Source organism: Robertmurraya siralis, assembly GCF_005502275.1.
Lineage (GTDB): Bacteria > Bacillota > Bacilli > Bacillales > Cytobacillaceae > Robertmurraya > Robertmurraya siralis.
On the sequence record NZ_SWLZ01000004.1, the window covers coordinates 91308 to 109012 of the forward strand.

A 17705-nucleotide genomic window follows, 5' to 3' on the forward strand; every position below is an offset into this window, starting at 1 on the left:
TACTAGTTTTGTCTGTAAGAAGGAAATTGAGCGCTAAGTAACGAATTGACTCACTATGAAAGACTAAGGAGGTTGGAGTAGTGAGTCTAGACATTGAATTGGAAGTCAAGCAAGATGTTTTATGCATTCGTCTTAGTGGTGAGTTGGATCATCATTTTGCAGATGAATTGCGTGAACGGGCAACAAAGGCAATTGAAGAACATCAAATTCGTCATATTGTCTTGAATTTAGAATCTTTAACCTTTATGGATAGCTCAGGCTTAGGTGTGATTCTTGGTCGATATAAGCAAATTAAGCAAAAACATGGTGAAATGGTCGTCTGCGCAATTTCCCCAAGTGTCCAAAGATTATTTGATATGTCAGGCTTATTTAAAATAATACGTCTAGAGCCGACAGAACAATTTGCTTTGGAAAGATTGGGGGTAGCATAGTCAATGAAAAATGAGATGCATTTGCAATTTAATGCGCTGAGTCAAAACGAATCGTTTGCCCGGGTTACAGTTGCTGCGTTCATTGCACAATTAGATCCGACGATGGACGAATTAACAGAAATTAAAACCGTTGTTTCTGAAGCGGTGACGAACGCGATTATTCATGGATATGAACATAATTCTGAGGGAATCGTCTACATTTCCGTCAAATTAGAAGATGATTTTGTCGAGATAACGATCAAAGATCACGGTTTGGGTATTAACAATATTGATGAAGCCCGCCAACCGCTATTTACTACAAAGCCTGAATTAGAAAGATCCGGTATGGGCTTTACCATTATGGAAAACTTCATGGATGAAATCGAGATTCACTCCAGTTTAGGAGAAGGTACAGAGGTTCGATTAAGAAAGCATTTAACAAAGAGTAAAATGTTATGCAATTAAGGGAGTCTTGCCTATGGATGTGGAGGTAAAATCAGACAAAAATCAAACATATTTAAAGGACCATGAAGTCAAGGAATTGATCAAAAAGAGCCAAGATGGTGATGGCGACGCAAGGGATATGATTGTGCAGAAGAATATGCGCCTTGTGTGGTCGGTCGTTCAACGATTTCTTAATCGAGGGTATGAACCGGATGATCTCTTTCAAATTGGCTGCATTGGTTTATTAAAATCAGTGGACAAATTTGACCTCTCCTATGATGTGAAGTTTTCCACCTATGCGGTTCCGATGATCATTGGTGAAATTCAGCGATTTATTCGCGATGATGGGACGGTCAAAGTCAGTCGCTCCCTAAAAGAATTGAGTAATAAAATTCGTAAAGCAAAGGATGAACTTTCGAAAAACCTCGGGAGAATTCCGACGATTAATGAGCTGTCTGAGTTTTTAAATATTCCTTCTGAGGATATTATTCTCGCTCAAGATGCGAACCGTTCCCCTTCTTCGATTCATGAGACCGTCTATGAAAATGATGGTGATCCGATCACTTTACTTGATCAGATCGATGATGGAAATGAAGGCAAATGGTTTGACAAAATTGCTCTAAAGGAAGCGATTCGTGAGCTTGATGAACGGGAAAGATTAATTGTCTATTTAAGATACTATAAAGATCAAACCCAATCTGAAGTAGCAGAGCGATTGGGAATCTCTCAAGTGCAAGTTTCGCGCTTAGAAAAGAAAATACTGCAGCAAATGAAAGACCATATGGACGTGTAGTCCGTGTGGTCTTTTTTACGTTTGCCCGAGTTCCCACTTTTTGGTGTTCATGAAGGAAATAGCTGTTACTCATACTATTTATACAAGGAAATCAATGTGTGGGATGTGATTGTAATGGAAGAAACCATTTATATTCGAATGCGACATCGGGTTCAAATTCGACCGCACGATACGGTTTACTTAAGAGATGTGGCGCAGATTATTGCCGAGGAAAAATTGATGAAAAAGCTGCAGGATCTTGCGATTTATCGTGTAAATGAACAAGATTACAACATTATTATAATTGATGTGATCAAGGTGATCGAAAAAATTACAGCGGTTGTTGACAAATGTCAAGTTCAGACAGTTGGTCCTTCCCAAGCGATAGTGGAAGTCATTCGGAAGAAAAAAGGTGTCTCGCTCCCTTTTTTTATTTTAATATGGTGCTTGCTTTTTTTTGGGTCCGCTCTTGCCATTATGTATTTTCATGAAGATGTGGCGATGCAGGCAACACAGCAGCGAATTTATACGATTATTACAGGAAAAATAGTCGATAAACCGTTATTGTTTCAAATTCCATATTCGTTCGGTCTTGGTCTTGGAATGGTTCTTTTTTTTAATCATGTATTCCGCAAGCGTTTGAATGAAGAGCCTAGTCCCCTTGAAGTAGAAATGTTTAATTATCAACAAGATTTAGATCGCTATGTAAGCTTAACCGAAAATAAAGAAAGTATGAAGAGAATTGATGACGATTAAACTTGCGTTTATAATCTTCATCGGACTTGCAGGGGGACTCGCTGTTGGCTCTGGTTTTGTTGCCTTTTTAACAGTGCTTGGGATTATCCCGAGACTTACGCAATTATCAAAAACAATGAAGATGATCATCGGCTACCAATGGGCCGTTGTTTTTGGTGCAGTAGTAGGAGGCTTTGTTAGTTTAAGGGATTGGTCGTTTCATTTTTCTCCTTACACCTTAATTCCCTTAGGTGCAGCAGGAGGCATTTTTGTCGGCATGATGGCTGCAGCGCTTACAGAAGTTTTAAATGTCTTTCCCATTTTGGCAAAACGAATTGGGTTAGAGGAAAAGATCGTTCTTTTAATGATGGCCTTTGTATTTGGTAAAATATTTGGCTCATTGTATCAATGGCTTTACTTTGTTGGAGATTGATTTTGCGAGGCCATTAACAAGTGTCATTATTTATCTTCACATGAAAGGATAGGGTTTATGGGTGAACGAAAGCGCATCATAATCATTACAGACGGGGATGAATATGCCAGAAAAGCAGTTGAACATGTGGCAACAGAAATAGGGGGCCGCTGTATTTCAATGTCACATGGGAATCCAACAGCTTTAACCGGTTCTGAAATGGTTGCTTTGATTAAGAAAGCCCCTTATGAACCAGTTCTTGTGATGTTTGATGATAGCGGCTTAGTTGGTGAAGGCTATGGAGAAAGTGCCCTGAAGTTTGTGGCAAAGCATCCAGATATTGAAGTACTGGGTGTGTTGGCAGTAGCAGCAAAAACACGGCAAGCTGAGTGGACCAAGATTGATGTTAGTGTCGATCGTTATGGAGAGTTGACCCCATATGGAGTCGATAAGTATGGAGAAGCAGAATTGGAAATAGGAAGATTAAATGGTGATACGGTTTATAGCCTAGACGCGCTCGATTTGCCCGTTGTTGTGGGGATAGGCGATATAGGGAAAATGGCAGGAAAAGATTCATATGAAATCGGTGCACCGATTACGAAGAAAGCGATTGAAATAATCTTAGAAAGGAGCGGATTTCATGAAAAGTAAAGGTCCTGAAGATGTGAAACCGATCCCTACTAGTCCTGAAGATGTAGAAAACTATATGAAAGAGCGGATTGGCCTAGGTGAGAGCTTTGACTTAGGCCTTAGAAAAGTGAAGGTTCTCGGGAAAGAGGTTCAGTTTTATTATGTAAATGGTTTATGCGATACAGAATTTATCATTTATATTTTAAAAGAGCTTGTCGATTTAAACGACAGAGAAAGGAAAACGGGAGATGTTTTTAACATTATTGAAAACCGTCTTCTTCATCAGTCGGTAGCTCTTGTGAAATCAATGGATGAATTAGTTGATCAGGTGCTTTCCGGTTTAATTGTAATAGTAGTAGAAGAGGAACAGGAAGCTTTTGTGGTGGATGTTCGAAGCTACCCGGGAAGACAACCGGAAGAACCTGCAACAGAGAAAGTTGTCAGAGGTTCGAGGGACGGATTTGTGGAGAATATTATTATGAATACAGGACTTACTCGCTTAAGAATAAGGGATGAGCGATTAAGATTTGAAATTTTTAAAGTGGGAGAGCGTTCAAAAACAGATATCGCGATTGCCTATGTAAAGGATGTCGCAAATAAAGATCTAATTGACATCATCAGAAAAGAATTGAACGCCATTGATGTCGATGGATTAACCATGGCGGATAAAGCGATTGAAGAATATGTGGTGAAACAAGGGTATAATCCGTATCCTGTTGTACGATATACGGAAAGAGCAGACATTGCTGCAACACATCTGTTAGAAGGTCATGTGCTAATTTACGTTGATACATCACCAAGTGTGATTATTACACCAACAACGTTTTTCCAGCACTTACATCATGCTGAGGAATATAGGCAGTCTCCAACAGTTGGAACCTTTATTAGATGGTGTCGTTTTCTTGGGGTATTTGCTTCATTATTCTTAGTACCTCTTTGGTTAATCTTTGTTTTGGAGCCATCCTTATTACCGAAGCGGCTGGAATTTATTGGTCCCAATGAAGAATCGAATATCCCCATTATTCTGCAAATTTTCTTTTCGGAGCTAGGGTTGATGTTTTTGCGCCTAGCAGCTATTCATACACCAACTCCCTTGGCAACAGCCATGGGATTAATTGCGGCAGTATTGATCGGGCAAATTGCAATCGATGTCGGCATGTTTGTGCCCGAAGTAATTTTATATGTGGCAGTATCAGCGATGGGTACCTTTTCTACTCCAAGTTATGAATTGAGTATGGCAAATAATATCGTAAAACTAATTTTATTAATATTGGTTTCAGCATTTAAAATTCCAGGATTTGTGATTGGGATGACAGCTTTCATCGTCGTCTTGGCTAGCATTCGCTCTTTAAGAAGTCCATATTTGTGGCCGTTTATTCCATTTAGTCCGAAAGCTTTCCTGCAAATCCTTATCCGGAGTTCGACTCCGGGATCGAAAATTAGGCCGAGCATTGTTCAGCCTCGGAATCGCCAGAAACAGGCATCAAACCAGTAAAAACAGTATGGGATAATCCCTAGTATAGAGATTGAAATTGATGTTTCTTCTTTTATATGGTAAAGTAATTTTTATTCATATTGAATCGAGTTCACAATATTAAAAAAAGACAAAATTTCTAGCTCTAGAATGAGGGGATACAAATGTTTTTACATGGAACTTCTAAAGTAAACGATAAAGGTCATTTAGAAATAGGCGGGGTTGATACAGTTGAAATGATCAGTGAGTTTGGTACCCCTGTTTATGTATATGATGTAGCTCTTATAAGAGAAAGAGCTCGTGGATTCAGAAAAACCTTTGAAAAATTAGGCGTTAATTCACAGGTCGCTTATGCAAGTAAAGCTTTTTCTACGATTGCCATGATTCAATTAGCTGAGCAAGAGGGACTCTCTCTTGATGTTGTTTCCGGTGGGGAACTCTATACAGCTCTATGTGCAAAATTTCCGGTTAAGAGAATTCACTTTCATGGAAATAATAAGAGCCGTGAAGAATTATTAATGGCACTCGAGTACGAAATTGGATGTATTGTCGTTGACAATTTTTATGAATTGAATTTGTTGGACGAGCTGTGCAAGGAGAAACAGGCAAAGATGGATATACTTCTTCGTGTTACTCCGGGCATTGAGGCTCATACACATGACTATATTTTAACAGGTCAAGAAGACTCAAAGTTTGGTTTTGATTTACAAAATGGGCAAGCAGACACCGCTGTTAAAAAAGCACTTGATTCAGAAAATCTCAATTTATTGGGAATACACTGTCACATTGGGTCGCAAATTTTCGAAACAACTGGTTTTATTTTAGCAGCACGAAAAATCTTTGCAAAATTGCATGAATGGTCCAACACCTATCGTTTTGCATCTGAAGTATTAAATTTGGGCGGAGGTTTTGGCATTCGCTATACGGAGGAAGATGCTCCCATTCCGGCAGCACAGTATGTGGAAGAAATCATTTTAGAAGTGAAGGAGCAAGCTCAGGCTTTTAATATGAAAGTCCCTGAAATTTGGATAGAACCGGGCCGTTCATTAGTTGGGGATGCAGGGACAACCCTTTATCAAATTGGTTCACGAAAAGAAGTACCTAATGTCCGTAATTATTTGGCCGTAGACGGGGGCATGAGTGATAATATTCGCCCAGCATTATATGAAGCAAAGTACGAGGCGATTTTAGCGAATCGTCCGCTAGATCAAGTAGAAGAAACAGTGTCAATTGCTGGAAAATGCTGTGAATCAGGAGATATGTTAATTTGGGATTTACCTTTGCCAAAGGCTGGGCAAAATGATATTTTAGCTGTATTTTGTACAGGAGCTTATGGTTATTCGATGGCGAATAATTATAATCGAATTCCAAGACCGCCAGTTGTATTTGTCGAAGATGGTCAAGCCCAGTTAGTTGTGAGAAGAGAGACTTTTGATGATATTGTCCATTTAGATGTACCGTTAATGGAACAAATAAAAAAATAAACTCTTGAAAAGGCTGTAAGCAAACTTGATTTTATCGAGTTTGCTTACAGTCTTTTCCCTTTTAACTTAAATCCGATTTGAAAAATATGATCAGCTATTCATAATGCAGCTTCGTTTGAGCAAGCAATAAAATTTTATCGCGACCGTGGTCTTCAATAAATTTAAATGTGGATGGGCTAAAGAAGAGATGACATAGGGATATAATAACGGACGAGGCTTAATGGTGAAGCATACGAAGAACGATGCAGGGCAATAAATGAGTAAATTGACGTAGAGAGTAAACGGCCTAGAGCCCTATGGAGCTTAGAGCAAAGGCCGTTTAAAGTTTTTGGATGATTTCTACTTGACTGGGAGGCAGATCATTTTAATTTCCACCGCCAAATAAGCTTTTAATGGCATCAATAATGCCTACAAAAAAGCGCTTTAAACTGTCAAGAAAGCCTTGACCTTCCTCACTTTCCAGAAACTTTGAGATTTTGTCCTTTGCTTGATTAAGCTGCTCTCCAACTTGATTCCAGTCAATGTCTAAGTTTTTGAGTTTATTAAAAAGCGCCATTAAGCTGGAAATTTCCTCTTCTGTTAATGTAATCCCAAGCTCATTGGCAGCTTGTTCAATGATGGCGCGTAAATCTGCATCTGTTTCGGGTGCGTTTTTGGCAATTTCTTCTTTTATTTTCGCGATTAGCGCAGCAGCGTTCTCTTGACCAACAGACTCGCCAAGCTCAGCAGTTTCCACCATTTCTTCATTGGCAGCTTGCTTTACTTCTTCGGGGATTGTCGTATCCGCTGAAATTTCATAAGCTTTTATAATTCCCGTTAAAGCAGCAGTTCCGGAAACAGATGTAGGTGCCGTAATGTAAATGTTGGCATCTTTTACCCCAGCAGTAATAAGTGCGTTAATATACATTTCATCTGTAACCCAGTTAATATTTTTGGTTTTTACTTCAAGGCCAGAGCCTTCTTTTCCAACTGTTATTGCCGATGAAGAGATTGCTTTTGTACCAATTAACGATTTAGCAATGTAATTTCCAAGGTATTGATGTTCTTCAGCGTTGGACACATAAATAATTTGTACATCATCAGGGGCTTCCATCTCGGCCAGTAAAAGATTTTTCTGTTGCTCGGTAAGGTTTTCTCCGAGCGTAACAATCATATCTCCTTCCACCATATCGGCAAAGCCCTGGATTGGTAGAAGCAAGAAAGCGCAGAGAAGGGCTATCGTAATTTTTAGTTTCTTTAACATGAAGTTTCCTCCTATTTAAAAAATCCTTTTATTTTTCACAGATCTTCTTCGAACTGATAGACGAATGAAAGTTCAAGAAAGTTTCAATTTCATCGGTAAACGAAGAAGCTTCTACTACTATCAATATGTGCAAATATAAGCTGTTTGATAAGATGTTGTAAGGTAAAGATTAGATTTACTTGATGTAACAAAAAAATGGTTCTATATGGAATAAATCTATTATAGACTACCTATAAATAGATGCAAACTTTTCTTTCATGATAATTGAAGGATTGAAGAAATTCTATAAATCTTGTATGATAGTAACGATTAATGTAATGCTTCGCGATGTTTCTGTTGTCTTTTCCCATAAGAACCAAAATCTCTAAAACATCATACACTACATAAGGAAAAGAACTGAATGTAGATGAAAAATGAAAAGGGAGTTTAGTGAGCAGACCGTTTAAAATGAGGGGAAAATGGAAAAAATAGGTGTAGATGTTTATTCCATTAATGAGGGATCTAAATGTTAATTCGTTATAAAAAAGGTTTTGAAAAAATTGCCATGGGTTTGTTGTCATTCATGCCAAGTGAAAAAGATTTAAAGAAATTACAAAACACCATGAAGCAATATGAAGCTTCAGATAGGTGGCAGCTTTTTCTCTGGAAAGATGAGGATGTCATTGGCCTGATTGGAGTTTCAATTCCTGATGATACGCACGTTGAAATACAACATATATCTGTAAATCCTTCCCATCGCCACCAAGGAATCGGAAAAAGCATGGTTAGAGCGTTAAGGAATCTTTTTCCTGACAAGGAATTAACAGCGAATGAGGAAACGGCTAAATTTATTGATAAATGTGATGTAGACGAGGAAATGAAAGAAGACAGCGAATAATTATTCGCTGCCTTTTTTTTGTCTTAATTTAATTGCTTGTGCCCTTTCAATCATGACTTCGCTTCGATCCCTAAGTAAATGGCGATGAACAATTTCATCGTTTGAAAGATCGCTTTTTTCACACCAGTTAACCCCTTTTTGCTGACAAGACTTTTTACATGCTTCAATAAGTGAAGAATCTTTTATAGGTAATCTCATACTTAAGTATTCTTTCCGTTCCTGAATATGCGTAAGTCGTGCTTTTAACAATATTAATAATTCTTCTTTGGACAATCCAAGTGCATCAAGATTATGCTGTTCGATAATCATGAGCGACTTTTTCAGGGTCCGGGCTGCACCGCTAAAATTTCCTCTGCGATGGTGATAATTCGAAACGGCAAGAAGAATCAACCCAACTAAAACAGAGTTTTTATTGTTTTTATCAACCTTTTTCCAATATTCTTCTAATATTTCATGACATTCAAAATAATCACGATCACCGTGAAAATGAACTAAGAATTCGATATACTCTTGCGGATACATCCGTTTCCTCCTAATCTGTTTTCCATAAGTTTACCGCAGATTGAAATCTTGGTCGACCAAAAACTATGTAATAAATATACCCAGAATGCCTCTGGGTATATTGCAAAATAACCTGTTAAGTGTATAGTTAATTAGAACCAAGCGGCACCAACAATGATGAGCAGAATGAACAACACCACAATTAAGGCAAAGCCTGAACCAAAACCATGTCCTGCAGACATATGAATCCCCTCCTACTTGTTTATCTTTTTAATACAGTAATAGCGTATGTTAGTGTGTATTGATCTGTTTGGGCGATCTTCCTAATGGAATGGTTTTAAAGGATGGAAGTTAGTGGAAACCCCATGCTGTTACTAAAATTTTATTGGATATCCTTCGTGAATCCTCTATACTAATAATAGTGTTTATACATTCGAGTAAATCATATGATGTATTTAAGGGATAGGCAGTGAGGCTATAGAGAAAAGCTTCTGTTACTTTTTAGTCGGTCTTTTACCATTTTTTAACTTGAGTATACAATGCTGTCATAATATAAAAACTAATAAAAAAAAGCTTTGGTGGAAAAATATGGAGCACTATAATGTGAAGATTGATGCGTTTGAAGGTCCACTTGATTTACTCCTTCATTTAATCAATCGACTTGAAATTGATATTTATGATATACCTGTTTCTGAAATTACAGAGCAGTACCTATTTTATATACATACGATGAAAGAACTTCAGCTTGATGTGGCGAGTGAATATTTAGTGATGGCGGCAACTCTTTTGGCGATTAAAAGTAAAATGCTGCTCCCAAAACATGAAGAATCTTTAGAGGATGAGTTTGAATTTGAATATGAAGAAGATCCGCGGGATGAATTAGTTGAACGCTTGATTGAATATCGCAAATATAAAGAAGCTGCCTCAGATTTAAAGAGTCTTGAATTAGAAAGAGGTTTAATGTTCACAAAGCCTCCAAGTGATTTAGCTGATTTTTCTACTGAAGTAAGTCCAGATAGAAGAGACTTGGATGTCTCTCTTTATGATATGCTCGGAGCACTTCAAAAGCTTTTGAGAAGAAAAAAACTGCAAAGGCCGCTGCCAACGAAAATTTCACGACAAGAAATTCCAATTGAGCAAAGAATGGATGAAATTTTGAAAGATTTGCAGATTAATAAGGGAAGAAGGAGTTTTTTTGACCTGTTTCCTAGACGTGAGAAAGATCATATCGTCATAACCTTTCTGGCGATATTAGAATTAATGAAGCGAAGCGAAATCATTGTTGAACAAGAAGGTAATTTCTCAGAAATTTTTGTGATGGGGAAGGAGTAACGTTTTTGGAAGTTGTAAATTGGAAAGGAATCGTTGAAAGCCTTCTTTTCGCAGCTGGAGATGAAGGCTTGTCGATTAAACAGATTTCACAAGTATTAGAAATAGAAGAAGCTTATGCAGGGGAGATTCTTCTGCAGCTCACAGAGGATTATGAAGCTGATCAAAACCGAGGTATAACAGTAGTACAATTTGCAGGTCATTATCAGTTGGCGACAAAAAAAGAGAATTCTTCCTATTTAAAGAAGCTTGTCGAGTCGCCAACAACGAGTACTTTGTCTCAAGCGGCTCTGGAAACATTGGCAATTATAGCCTACAAGCAGCCGATTACAAGGGCGGAGATTGAGGATATAAGAGGAGTGAAGACGGAGAGACCGATTCATACATTGGCGGGAAAAGCTTTAATTAAGGAAGTGGGCCGAGCTGAAGGAACTGGCCGGGCTATTCTTTATGGGACGACGAAAGAATTCCTTGATTATTTTGGATTGAGAAGCATTGAGGAGCTACCGCCACTCCCAGAGAAAGTAGATGAAGAATATATTCAAGAGGAAGCAGATTTGTTTTTTGAAAAATTTCAGGAGACACTGGATACTTGATTTCTGACACAGACTAAAGAGAATATGGTAGAATAAAAGGAGAATTTGCTTTATTTAAAAACTTTAAAATGATGAATTATAAAAAGAAAATAATGAACACGATCATCAAGCGTTAATAATTTTTAAAGAACAGAGGATGGTTACATGTTTATTACGGAATGTAAAGGGTATGAATTAGAAAAAACAAAATCAAATACTTCAGAGGATTTTTTTAATAAAAGTGAAGTAACATTTAAAGATACAGGGATCGAGAGAACGTTCCAAGTTTTGTATTTACGATATTTTGATGAGTTTATTTCGGAATTTACACCATATCAAGAAGAACCCATTTTTGAAGCTGGAAGCAGATCTGTTCAATTCAAAGATATTGTTGCACTAGCTTTTCTTATTAAAAATCCTGAATTTCGTAGTCGTAAGCGGGTCTATATTAATTCAAAGGCTGAATTTTCATCATTATTTAAAGAGTTGGATTTTGAAAAATTAGCAACCATTTTTACAGAGTTGGAAAATGGGAAAGGTTTTGAAATTCGCTCTCCAGTGGAGTTTATTGTCCAACCTCAGTAACATCTATTATCACTAATAAGCATTTACTTTATTTTTCTTCCGTGAAGACAACGAAAGCTGTCTAATTTATTCATAGGGGTGTATGAATTGGCAAATACAATGGTCAAATCACAACTTGAGGATGTAAGAGATTTTCTAGTAACGACGGTTAATACGCTCGAGGATTTTTTAAATCAAACTACCTTGAATTCTCTAATGGAGGAAGAGCGGGGAAATGAGGCGTACTATAGAACAATTTTGTCTAATGTTCGTAAACTTTTAGTATATTGTGAAGAAGGTTTGGAAGCTTGTGTAGTTATCCTGCAAACTGATACTTTCCCCAAGGGTGCCGCAGAAAAAACACTTTACCGCATTTATCATCAATGCGTGGAGGAGTTTTTTCAGCCGAAAACTGATGCGTGGTTTGAAGACAGTCGTGCAGCATACACTGGCCGCAATTCGATAAAGTTTCAAGAAAAAGTTCCAGAAACGGTTGTTAACTTATTAAAAGGATTAGAGGGAAGCTTCCAAAGTATACGAGAAGAACTCGAATACTATGAAACGGACTACCGGACGAAAATGATTCAATCTAAATGAATAATCTGATTCTCCAAACAAGCTGTATCAAATGTTGATAAAACATGTTGAGTACGGCTTTTTTTTGTTCAAAAATTGAGCGACTTTTGTTGCAGTGGATATCATTCGGGTACTTACATTTAACCCAATCCGTTTAGATCCCCCTCAGCTAAATCAAGTGAGATGTTACCACTAGTTTATCGAGAGAAATGTGCTGGATTGAAAAATTCCATTGATAAACCCTTGTTGGGAACAGTCCGAACGAGCTTAATGGCTTAAAAGAACCGGCTGTTTTGCTTTATCAAGATTTTTAATTTTTTTAGTTGCCGCTTGTTAAATATTTTTTTATGCTTTAGTGACTGTTTGTTCGTATCGGAACCTCCCTTTGTTTTTGGTTTAGGATGAGCTATTTTAATTCACATAAAAAATCGCCTAATCATACGATATGAAAGAATATGGAATAGTTCTGATATGTTTTGATAAAGAAAAGAAATGAGGGTGAACAATGGGGAGATTTGAAGAGTATGTCAAAGAGGTTATGGAATGGAATGAAGAAATGAAAAAATTTATGCAAACTGAGCAAGTTGATCGAGATGATGAAATGTGGACAAAGTTGGATGATTTAGCAGAAGTGATGGAATGTATGCAACAGCCGGGACAGTTAACGAATGAGCAATTGCTAACACTTCAATCAAGGGTCGAGGAGCTCCACGATGATATGGAGGATTATTTTATTAAGCGGCAAGCACTCGGTACAATTTACATGAATGAGCCTTTTGTGGAAGCTGGCAAACATGAATTGCCACCTTTGCCTTATGCGTATGATGCCCTTGAACCAGTTATTTCAGAAGAAATTATGAGGCTTCATCATACAAAACACCATCAAGCCTATGTTGACGGTTTGAATAGGGCTGAGAGGAAATTAAAAGAGGCGAGGAAAAGGGGGGATTTTTCTCTTGTTAAGCATTGGTCAAGGGAGCTAGCTTTTCACGGTTCTGGCCATAACTTACACACGATATTTTGGAATAATATGAGTCCAAATGGTGGAGGAAGACCTTCGGGTAAGTTGCTAAAAGAAATAGAAAGGTATTTTGGGAGTTATGAAGCCTTCAAGAAGCATTTTACTGAGGCTGCGAAAGCGGTTGAAGGAGTTGGTTGGGCCCTTCTCGTATGGTCACCAAGGGCTAGACATCTCGAAATCCTACAATCAGAGCTGCATATGCTGTTAACTCAGTGGGACACGATTCCTTTATTGGTATTAGATGTTTGGGAGCATGCCTACTATTTACAATATAAAAATGAACGTGCCGACTATGTCAATAACTGGTGGGAGATTGTCAATTGGAATGATGTTGAACAGAGATTTTTAAAGGCAAAGCAATTAATGTGGAAACCATCTTAATAATGGCTCACAACCTTAATGTTAATAGATAAACTAAAAGGCCCTACTACAAGGAGGAGCTTTCCACTTCCGCGCCATAAAAACACAAAAATCTGAAATAAGTGTCATTAAATTTTTTTCTCCTGTAGTTTTTAGTCATATCACATCTTGTCCCGCATAAACTTGTACAAACAAATAGTGCGAGGTCATGCATAATGAACATGAAGTGGAAGCTTATCATCTTTACTTTGATTTTTTTTCTCTTACTAACAAATATTCCTCAGACGGCAGAAGCTTCTGTTTCGGTCAGTGCCAGAAATGCGATCTTGATGGAGCAGGAATCCGGAAGAGTCTTATTTGAAAAAAGTGCTCATGAAAAGCGAAGAATCGCTAGTATTACGAAGATTATGACAGCCATTTTAGCGATTGAATCTGGAAAGCTTGAGGACATGGTAACGATCAGTGAAAGGGCAGAAGGAACCGAAGGCTCTTCTTTGTTTTTGAAAAAAAATGAAAAAGTTAAGTTGGAGGATTTAGTATATGGTTTGATGCTTCGATCAGGCAATGATGCGGCTGTTGCTATCGCTGAGCATGTAGGGGGAAGTCTAGAAGGGTTTGTCTTTTTAATGAACGAAAAGGCAAGGGAGATTGGGATGGCAAATTCGCATTTTGCCAATCCTCATGGGCTTGATGATTCGGATAGCCATTATTCAACTGCTTATGATATGGCGATTTTAACAAGATATGCAATGGAAAATGATACATACAAAAAAATATCTGGAACTGAAGTACATCATGCCCCAAATCCTACCGAAAAATGGGACAGAGTTTGGCGCAATAAAAATCGCTTACTAACTGGTCTTTATGATTACTCAACCGGTGGAAAAACGGGCTATACGAAACTGGCAAAGAGAACTTTAGTAAGCACCGCCATGAAGGACAATATGAATTTAATCGCTGTGACATTGAATGGACCGGATGATTGGAATGATCATATTGGCATGTTTGAGATGGCTTTTAAAAAATATGAAATGGTGAAAGTAATTGAAGCAGGAATAATCGCAGAAATTGATGAGGATTTCTACAAACAAAAAGTTTATTTTGAACATGATTATCGTTATCCGGTCACATCAGAAGAAAAGGGAAAATTTCAAGTCGACATGAAGTTGCAAACACCAAAGCAGGAATGGGAGGAAGCGAGGAATATTCCAACCGTCGTAGGTAAGGCAACCATCACTTTTGACAACAAATTGATCAAAGAGCTTCCCATATATTATGAGATTGATGATAGTGAGCAGCTATCATTATTTGAACGATTCAAAAATTTATTTACTGCCATGATCGGTGTGAACAACAATGGTTAATTTGATTTGGGTTTTTATGACGGTATTCGGTGTGGTCTTCGCTATCTTCAATGGCACTATGAATGAGGTCAATGAAGCGGTGTTTTCAGGGGCAAAAGAAGCGGTGACCTTGTGTATTGGATTAATAAGCATTTTAGTATTTTGGTTAGGAATGATGAGGATTGCTGAAGATGCAGGGATGCTAAAAATATTGGCAAAGCTCTTTCGCCCTCTTGTCAAAAGGCTTTTTCCAGAAATTCCAAATGATCACCCTGCTATGGGCTATATTCTTTCCAATATGATGGCTAATATGTTTGGATTAGGGAATGCTGCCACTCCGCTGGGGATTAAAGCAATGGAGGAAATGCGCAAATTAAATGGTGGATCAAATGAAGCAAGCCGCTCCATGATTACTTTTTTAGCGATTAACACATCGAGTCTTACATTAATTCCGACTACGGTAATTGCAATCCGAATGAATTATAATTCAGCAAATCCAACAGATATTGTAGGGACAACCCTTGTTGCTACCATTTGTTCAACAATAGGGGCAATATTGATTGATCGGTTCTTTTACTATCGAAGAAGTCGTAAAGGATGAATGATAAATGGGTATTGTATCTGTAATTTCCTTATGGTTTATTCCAGTTTTAATCGCATTTATATTAATGTATGGAACTTTCAAACGGGTTCCAACATATGAGAGCTTTGTCGAAGGTGGAAAGGAAGGGGTCAAAATTGCTGTCTCTATTATTCCTTTTCTCGTGGGAATGTTAGTGGCAATCTCTGTGTTTCGCGCATCCGGCGCTTTAGATTTCCTAATGGGCTATATACGTCCAGGACTTGAGGCGTTCGGTATTCCAGCAGATATTGTACCTTTAGCAATCATTCGCCCGATTTCAGGGACGGCTGCTCTTGGTATGACAAGCGATATTATGGCAACACATGGTCCAGACTCATTTATCGGGCGGCTTGCAGCAACCATTCAAGGAAGTACAGATACGACATTTTATGTGTTAACTGTTTACTTTGGAGCAGTGGGGATTAAAAAAATGGGTGATTCCCTTAAAGTAGGGTTATTGGCTGACTTAGTTGGAATTATTGCAGCTATCGTTGTCGTCACACTAGTATTTGGAGGATAAAAGAACAGCGATTTCTAAAAACAGCTTTCCATGAAAATGAGTAGGAAGCAACAAGTGAAGCGCTTTTAGCAAAACATACCTGAATTACGATAATAGAAACTGAATATGCTCCAATCCAAAAAAGCAAGTGAGGAAAAAAAGTTCATTTTTCCTCACTTGCTTTTTTACTTTATAGTTATTCTAAAAGAAACCCCGTTAATCTTCTGCAATTGATGCCGATTCAAAAGGGCTATTGAAAACTCGGTTCTGCTTATTTGGACACCATTTTTTCGAGAAAATCTCACCCTTATCTCAATAAGGTTTACTTTGAAAATAACGTGACTTATGTCATAATTCAGAAGGAAGATGAAAAGACAACAACAAATTGAGGTGGCGGAAATGGAAAGATTACAGAAGGTAATAGCCCACGCTGGTTTTGCTTCAAGGAGAAAAGCGGAACAGCTCATAATAGATGGACAAGTTAAAGTAAATGGAAAAGTAGTGAAAGAATTAGGGATTAAAGTATCTTCGACAGATAAGGTTGAAGTAAACGGAATCCCGGTGGAAAGAGAGGAGCCAATATACTTCTTGTTTTATAAACCAAGAGGTGTCATCTCAAGTGTTAAAGATGATAAAGGTCGAAAGGTTGTCACAGATTTCTTGCCGGACATAAAACAAAGAGTGTACCCGATTGGACGATTAGATTATGATACGACGGGTCTTCTTTTATTAACGAATGATGGAGAGTTTGCAAACTTACTTATGCATCCTAAAAATGAAATTGAAAAAGTATATGTGGCAAAAATAAAGGGCATTCCTTCACGGGAAAAAGTCAGAGGTCTTGAAAGAGGAGTGCGGCTTGAGGACGGGAAAACAGCTCCAGCTAAGGCAAAGGTTATTAGTATCGATAAGAAAAAACAAACATCGATTATTGAGTTAACCATACATGAAGGAAGAAACCGTCAAGTGAGGAGGATGTTCGAAGCGATTGGGCATCCGGTCATGAAATTGAAACGGGAAAAATATGGCTTTTTAACGTTACAGGGATTAAGTGTAGGAGACATGAGAGAACTGACTCCACATGAGGTGAAACAACTGCGGTCCATATCAACAGCAACGGAAAAGTAGGTTTTCCATAACATATTTTTAAGATAAATGGTGTGAATTATTTCACTTATGACAAGGAAAAATTCATAGAAGTGTCACACATATTGGCAAAGATACCACGGTCAATATGTTGAAAAATGTTATAATTATTTCAACTTGTGTTCATTTAGCTTGTTACTCGGAGGGGAGAATACATATGAAAAAGCAGCGTTTATTCATTCGAACCATGATATTGCTAGTTTTAGGGGCTGCTGTTGTCTATACTCTGTACGCTAATTTTACGAAAGATGATGTTAAGAAAGTAGCTGTAGGTAAAAAAGCACCGAATTTCGTTCTGACTGATATGAATGGGGAACAACATCGCTTATCTGATTATGAAGGAAAAGGAGTTCTCTTAAATTTTTGGGCTACATGGTGTAAGCCTTGTGAAAGAGAAATGCCTTATATGGATAAACAGTACCAGGAAAACAAAGAAGAGGATGTACAAATTTTAGCTGTCAATATCGGTGAATCGGACGTAGTCGTTAATGAATTTATAAAAAAGCATGATTTAACATTTCCAATATTAAATGACAAAAAGCAAGAGGTACAAACCGTTTATGGAATTGGTAATTTGCCCATTACCTTCCTTATTGCTCCGGATGGAAACGTCGTCAATGTCCATGAAGGTGAGATTATTAACGAACAAGTAGTTATAGATATGATCAAAGAGATTAAACCATAGGGT

22 protein-coding genes are annotated in these 17705 nt (G+C 37.8%); 19 read left to right on the plus strand and 3 right to left on the minus strand.

Going from position 1 to position 17705, the window contains the following annotated elements; genetic code table 11:
• Positions 1-80: 80 nt before the first annotated feature.
• The 8 genes from spoIIAA to lysA all read left to right on the plus strand — a co-directional run bounded on the left by spoIIAA (position 81) and on the right by lysA (position 6361).
• The gene (gene spoIIAA / locus FCJ93_RS07145) at positions 81-431 is read left to right on the plus strand and encodes an anti-sigma F factor antagonist (RefSeq protein ID WP_095306629.1); all 351 of its coding nucleotides are present in this window, start codon (positions 81-83) and stop codon (positions 429-431) included.
• A gap of 3 nt (positions 432-434) precedes the next feature.
• Entirely contained in the window at positions 435-875 is a 441-nt protein-coding gene (spoIIAB, locus tag FCJ93_RS07150) for an anti-sigma F factor (protein ID WP_095306628.1), read from the plus strand.
• Between the two features lie 13 nt (positions 876-888).
• Positions 889-1647 (plus strand): RNA polymerase sporulation sigma factor SigF, encoded by a 759-nt coding sequence (sigF, locus tag FCJ93_RS07155; protein ID WP_095306627.1) that lies wholly within the window; start codon positions 889-891, stop codon positions 1645-1647.
• Between the two features lie 114 nt (positions 1648-1761).
• Positions 1762-2382 (plus strand): stage V sporulation protein AA, encoded by a 621-nt coding sequence (locus FCJ93_RS07160; protein WP_095306626.1) that lies wholly within the window; start codon positions 1762-1764, stop codon positions 2380-2382.
• A complete protein-coding gene (locus FCJ93_RS07165; RefSeq protein WP_095306625.1) occupies positions 2372-2794 on the plus strand; it encodes a stage V sporulation protein AB in 423 nt (140 codons plus the stop codon). Before FCJ93_RS07160 ends, FCJ93_RS07165 begins: the two co-directional genes overlap by 11 nt.
• Before the next feature lie 57 nt (positions 2795-2851).
• Positions 2852-3424: a stage V sporulation protein AE gene (locus FCJ93_RS07170; RefSeq protein WP_095306624.1), complete on the plus strand. Its 573-nt coding sequence runs from the start codon at positions 2852-2854 to the stop codon at positions 3422-3424.
• Entirely contained in the window at positions 3414-4898 is a 1485-nt protein-coding gene (locus FCJ93_RS07175) for a spore germination protein (protein ID WP_095306623.1), read from the plus strand. The genes FCJ93_RS07170 and FCJ93_RS07175 overlap by 11 nt, the downstream gene beginning before the upstream one ends.
• A 143-nt stretch (positions 4899-5041) precedes the next feature.
• Complete coding sequence (lysA, locus tag FCJ93_RS07180; RefSeq protein WP_095306622.1) at positions 5042-6361, plus strand: diaminopimelate decarboxylase; 1320 nt, start codon at positions 5042-5044, stop codon at positions 6359-6361.
• Positions 6362-6725: 364 nt separating this feature from the next.
• Here lysA and FCJ93_RS07185 read toward each other — a convergent pair whose 3' ends face one another.
• Positions 6726-7604 carry a DUF1002 domain-containing protein gene (locus FCJ93_RS07185; protein WP_095306621.1) on the minus strand — a complete coding sequence of 293 codons (879 nt, stop codon included), beginning with the start codon at positions 7602-7604 and terminating at the stop codon, positions 6726-6728.
• A gap of 505 nt (positions 7605-8109) precedes the next feature.
• Between FCJ93_RS07185 and FCJ93_RS07190 the strand changes: the two genes are divergently transcribed.
• Positions 8110-8481, plus strand: coding sequence for a GNAT family N-acetyltransferase (locus FCJ93_RS07190; RefSeq protein ID WP_095306620.1), 372 nt, complete (start codon positions 8110-8112; stop codon positions 8479-8481).
• Here FCJ93_RS07190 and FCJ93_RS07195 read toward each other — a convergent pair whose 3' ends face one another.
• Positions 8482-9003: a DUF309 domain-containing protein gene (locus FCJ93_RS07195; RefSeq protein ID WP_095306619.1), complete on the minus strand. Its 522-nt coding sequence runs from the start codon at positions 9001-9003 to the stop codon at positions 8482-8484.
• 131 nt (positions 9004-9134) lie between these two features.
• Entirely contained in the window at positions 9135-9224 is a 90-nt protein-coding gene (locus tag FCJ93_RS07200) for a YjcZ family sporulation protein (protein ID WP_095306618.1), read from the minus strand.
• Positions 9225-9570: 346 nt separating this feature from the next.
• Between FCJ93_RS07200 and FCJ93_RS07205 the strand changes: the two genes are divergently transcribed.
• The 10 genes from FCJ93_RS07205 to resA all read left to right on the plus strand — a co-directional run bounded on the left by FCJ93_RS07205 (position 9571) and on the right by resA (position 17702).
• The gene (locus tag FCJ93_RS07205) at positions 9571-10314 is read left to right on the plus strand and encodes a segregation/condensation protein A (protein WP_095306617.1); all 744 of its coding nucleotides are present in this window, start codon (positions 9571-9573) and stop codon (positions 10312-10314) included.
• Between the two features lie 5 nt (positions 10315-10319).
• Positions 10320-10907, plus strand: a complete 588-nt coding sequence (gene scpB, locus FCJ93_RS07210) for an SMC-Scp complex subunit ScpB (RefSeq protein ID WP_095306616.1) — start codon at positions 10320-10322, stop codon at positions 10905-10907.
• Positions 10908-11051: 144 nt separating this feature from the next.
• On the plus strand, positions 11052-11471 hold the full coding sequence (locus FCJ93_RS07215; protein ID WP_095306615.1) for a hypothetical protein: 420 nt from the start codon (positions 11052-11054) through the stop codon (positions 11469-11471).
• Positions 11472-11558: 87 nt separating this feature from the next.
• Positions 11559-12047: a YpuI family protein gene (locus FCJ93_RS07220; RefSeq protein ID WP_095306614.1), complete on the plus strand. Its 489-nt coding sequence runs from the start codon at positions 11559-11561 to the stop codon at positions 12045-12047.
• 484 nt (positions 12048-12531) lie between these two features.
• Positions 12532-13428: a superoxide dismutase gene (locus FCJ93_RS07225; RefSeq protein ID WP_137743214.1), complete on the plus strand. Its 897-nt coding sequence runs from the start codon at positions 12532-12534 to the stop codon at positions 13426-13428.
• Positions 13429-13628: 200 nt separating this feature from the next.
• Entirely contained in the window at positions 13629-14771 is a 1143-nt protein-coding gene (locus FCJ93_RS07230) for a D-alanyl-D-alanine carboxypeptidase family protein (RefSeq protein ID WP_408014794.1), read from the plus strand.
• On the plus strand, positions 14764-15351 hold the full coding sequence (locus tag FCJ93_RS07235) for a nucleoside recognition domain-containing protein (RefSeq protein WP_095306611.1): 588 nt from the start codon (positions 14764-14766) through the stop codon (positions 15349-15351). The genes FCJ93_RS07230 and FCJ93_RS07235 overlap by 8 nt, the downstream gene beginning before the upstream one ends.
• A 7-nt stretch (positions 15352-15358) precedes the next feature.
• Positions 15359-15892: a spore maturation protein gene (locus FCJ93_RS07240; protein WP_095306610.1), complete on the plus strand. Its 534-nt coding sequence runs from the start codon at positions 15359-15361 to the stop codon at positions 15890-15892.
• 378 nt (positions 15893-16270) lie between these two features.
• The gene (rluB, locus tag FCJ93_RS07245) at positions 16271-16999 is read left to right on the plus strand and encodes a 23S rRNA pseudouridine(2605) synthase RluB (RefSeq protein ID WP_095306718.1); all 729 of its coding nucleotides are present in this window, start codon (positions 16271-16273) and stop codon (positions 16997-16999) included.
• Positions 17000-17174: 175 nt separating this feature from the next.
• Positions 17175-17702, plus strand: a complete 528-nt coding sequence (gene resA, locus FCJ93_RS07250) for a thiol-disulfide oxidoreductase ResA (protein ID WP_095306609.1) — start codon at positions 17175-17177, stop codon at positions 17700-17702.
• Positions 17703-17705 lie beyond the last annotated feature (3 nt).

What these genes read in the sequence shown, in the direction of transcription:
- spoIIAB (WP_095306628.1), top strand. Translation starts at nt 435, where the DNA reads ATGAAAAATGAGATGCATTTGCAATTTAATGCGCTGAGTCAAAACGAA.
- sigF (WP_095306627.1), top strand. Translation starts at nt 889, where the DNA reads ATGGATGTGGAGGTAAAATCAGACAAAAATCAAACATATTTAAAGGAC.
- FCJ93_RS07160 (WP_095306626.1), top strand. Translation starts at nt 1,762, where the DNA reads ATGGAAGAAACCATTTATATTCGAATGCGACATCGGGTTCAAATTCGA.
- FCJ93_RS07165 (WP_095306625.1), top strand. Translation starts at nt 2,372, where the DNA reads ATGACGATTAAACTTGCGTTTATAATCTTCATCGGACTTGCAGGGGGA.
- FCJ93_RS07170 (WP_095306624.1), top strand. Translation starts at nt 2,852, where the DNA reads ATGGGTGAACGAAAGCGCATCATAATCATTACAGACGGGGATGAATAT.
- FCJ93_RS07175 (WP_095306623.1), top strand. Translation starts at nt 3,414, where the DNA reads ATGAAAAGTAAAGGTCCTGAAGATGTGAAACCGATCCCTACTAGTCCT.
- lysA (WP_095306622.1), top strand. Translation starts at nt 5,042, where the DNA reads ATGTTTTTACATGGAACTTCTAAAGTAAACGATAAAGGTCATTTAGAA.
- FCJ93_RS07185 (WP_095306621.1), bottom strand. Translation starts at nt 7,604, where the DNA reads ATGTTAAAGAAACTAAAAATTACGATAGCCCTTCTCTGCGCTTTCTTG.
- FCJ93_RS07190 (WP_095306620.1), top strand. Translation starts at nt 8,110, where the DNA reads ATGTTAATTCGTTATAAAAAAGGTTTTGAAAAAATTGCCATGGGTTTG.
- FCJ93_RS07195 (WP_095306619.1), bottom strand. Translation starts at nt 9,003, where the DNA reads ATGTATCCGCAAGAGTATATCGAATTCTTAGTTCATTTTCACGGTGAT.
- FCJ93_RS07200 (WP_095306618.1), bottom strand. Translation starts at nt 9,224, where the DNA reads ATGTCTGCAGGACATGGTTTTGGTTCAGGCTTTGCCTTAATTGTGGTG.
- FCJ93_RS07205 (WP_095306617.1), top strand. Translation starts at nt 9,571, where the DNA reads ATGGAGCACTATAATGTGAAGATTGATGCGTTTGAAGGTCCACTTGAT.
- FCJ93_RS07215 (WP_095306615.1), top strand. Translation starts at nt 11,052, where the DNA reads ATGTTTATTACGGAATGTAAAGGGTATGAATTAGAAAAAACAAAATCA.
- FCJ93_RS07225 (WP_137743214.1), top strand. Translation starts at nt 12,532, where the DNA reads ATGGGGAGATTTGAAGAGTATGTCAAAGAGGTTATGGAATGGAATGAA.
- FCJ93_RS07230 (WP_408014794.1), top strand. Translation starts at nt 13,629, where the DNA reads ATGAAGTGGAAGCTTATCATCTTTACTTTGATTTTTTTTCTCTTACTA.
- FCJ93_RS07235 (WP_095306611.1), top strand. Translation starts at nt 14,764, where the DNA reads ATGGTTAATTTGATTTGGGTTTTTATGACGGTATTCGGTGTGGTCTTC.
- FCJ93_RS07240 (WP_095306610.1), top strand. Translation starts at nt 15,359, where the DNA reads ATGGGTATTGTATCTGTAATTTCCTTATGGTTTATTCCAGTTTTAATC.
- rluB (WP_095306718.1), top strand. Translation starts at nt 16,271, where the DNA reads ATGGAAAGATTACAGAAGGTAATAGCCCACGCTGGTTTTGCTTCAAGG.
- resA (WP_095306609.1), top strand. Translation starts at nt 17,175, where the DNA reads ATGAAAAAGCAGCGTTTATTCATTCGAACCATGATATTGCTAGTTTTA.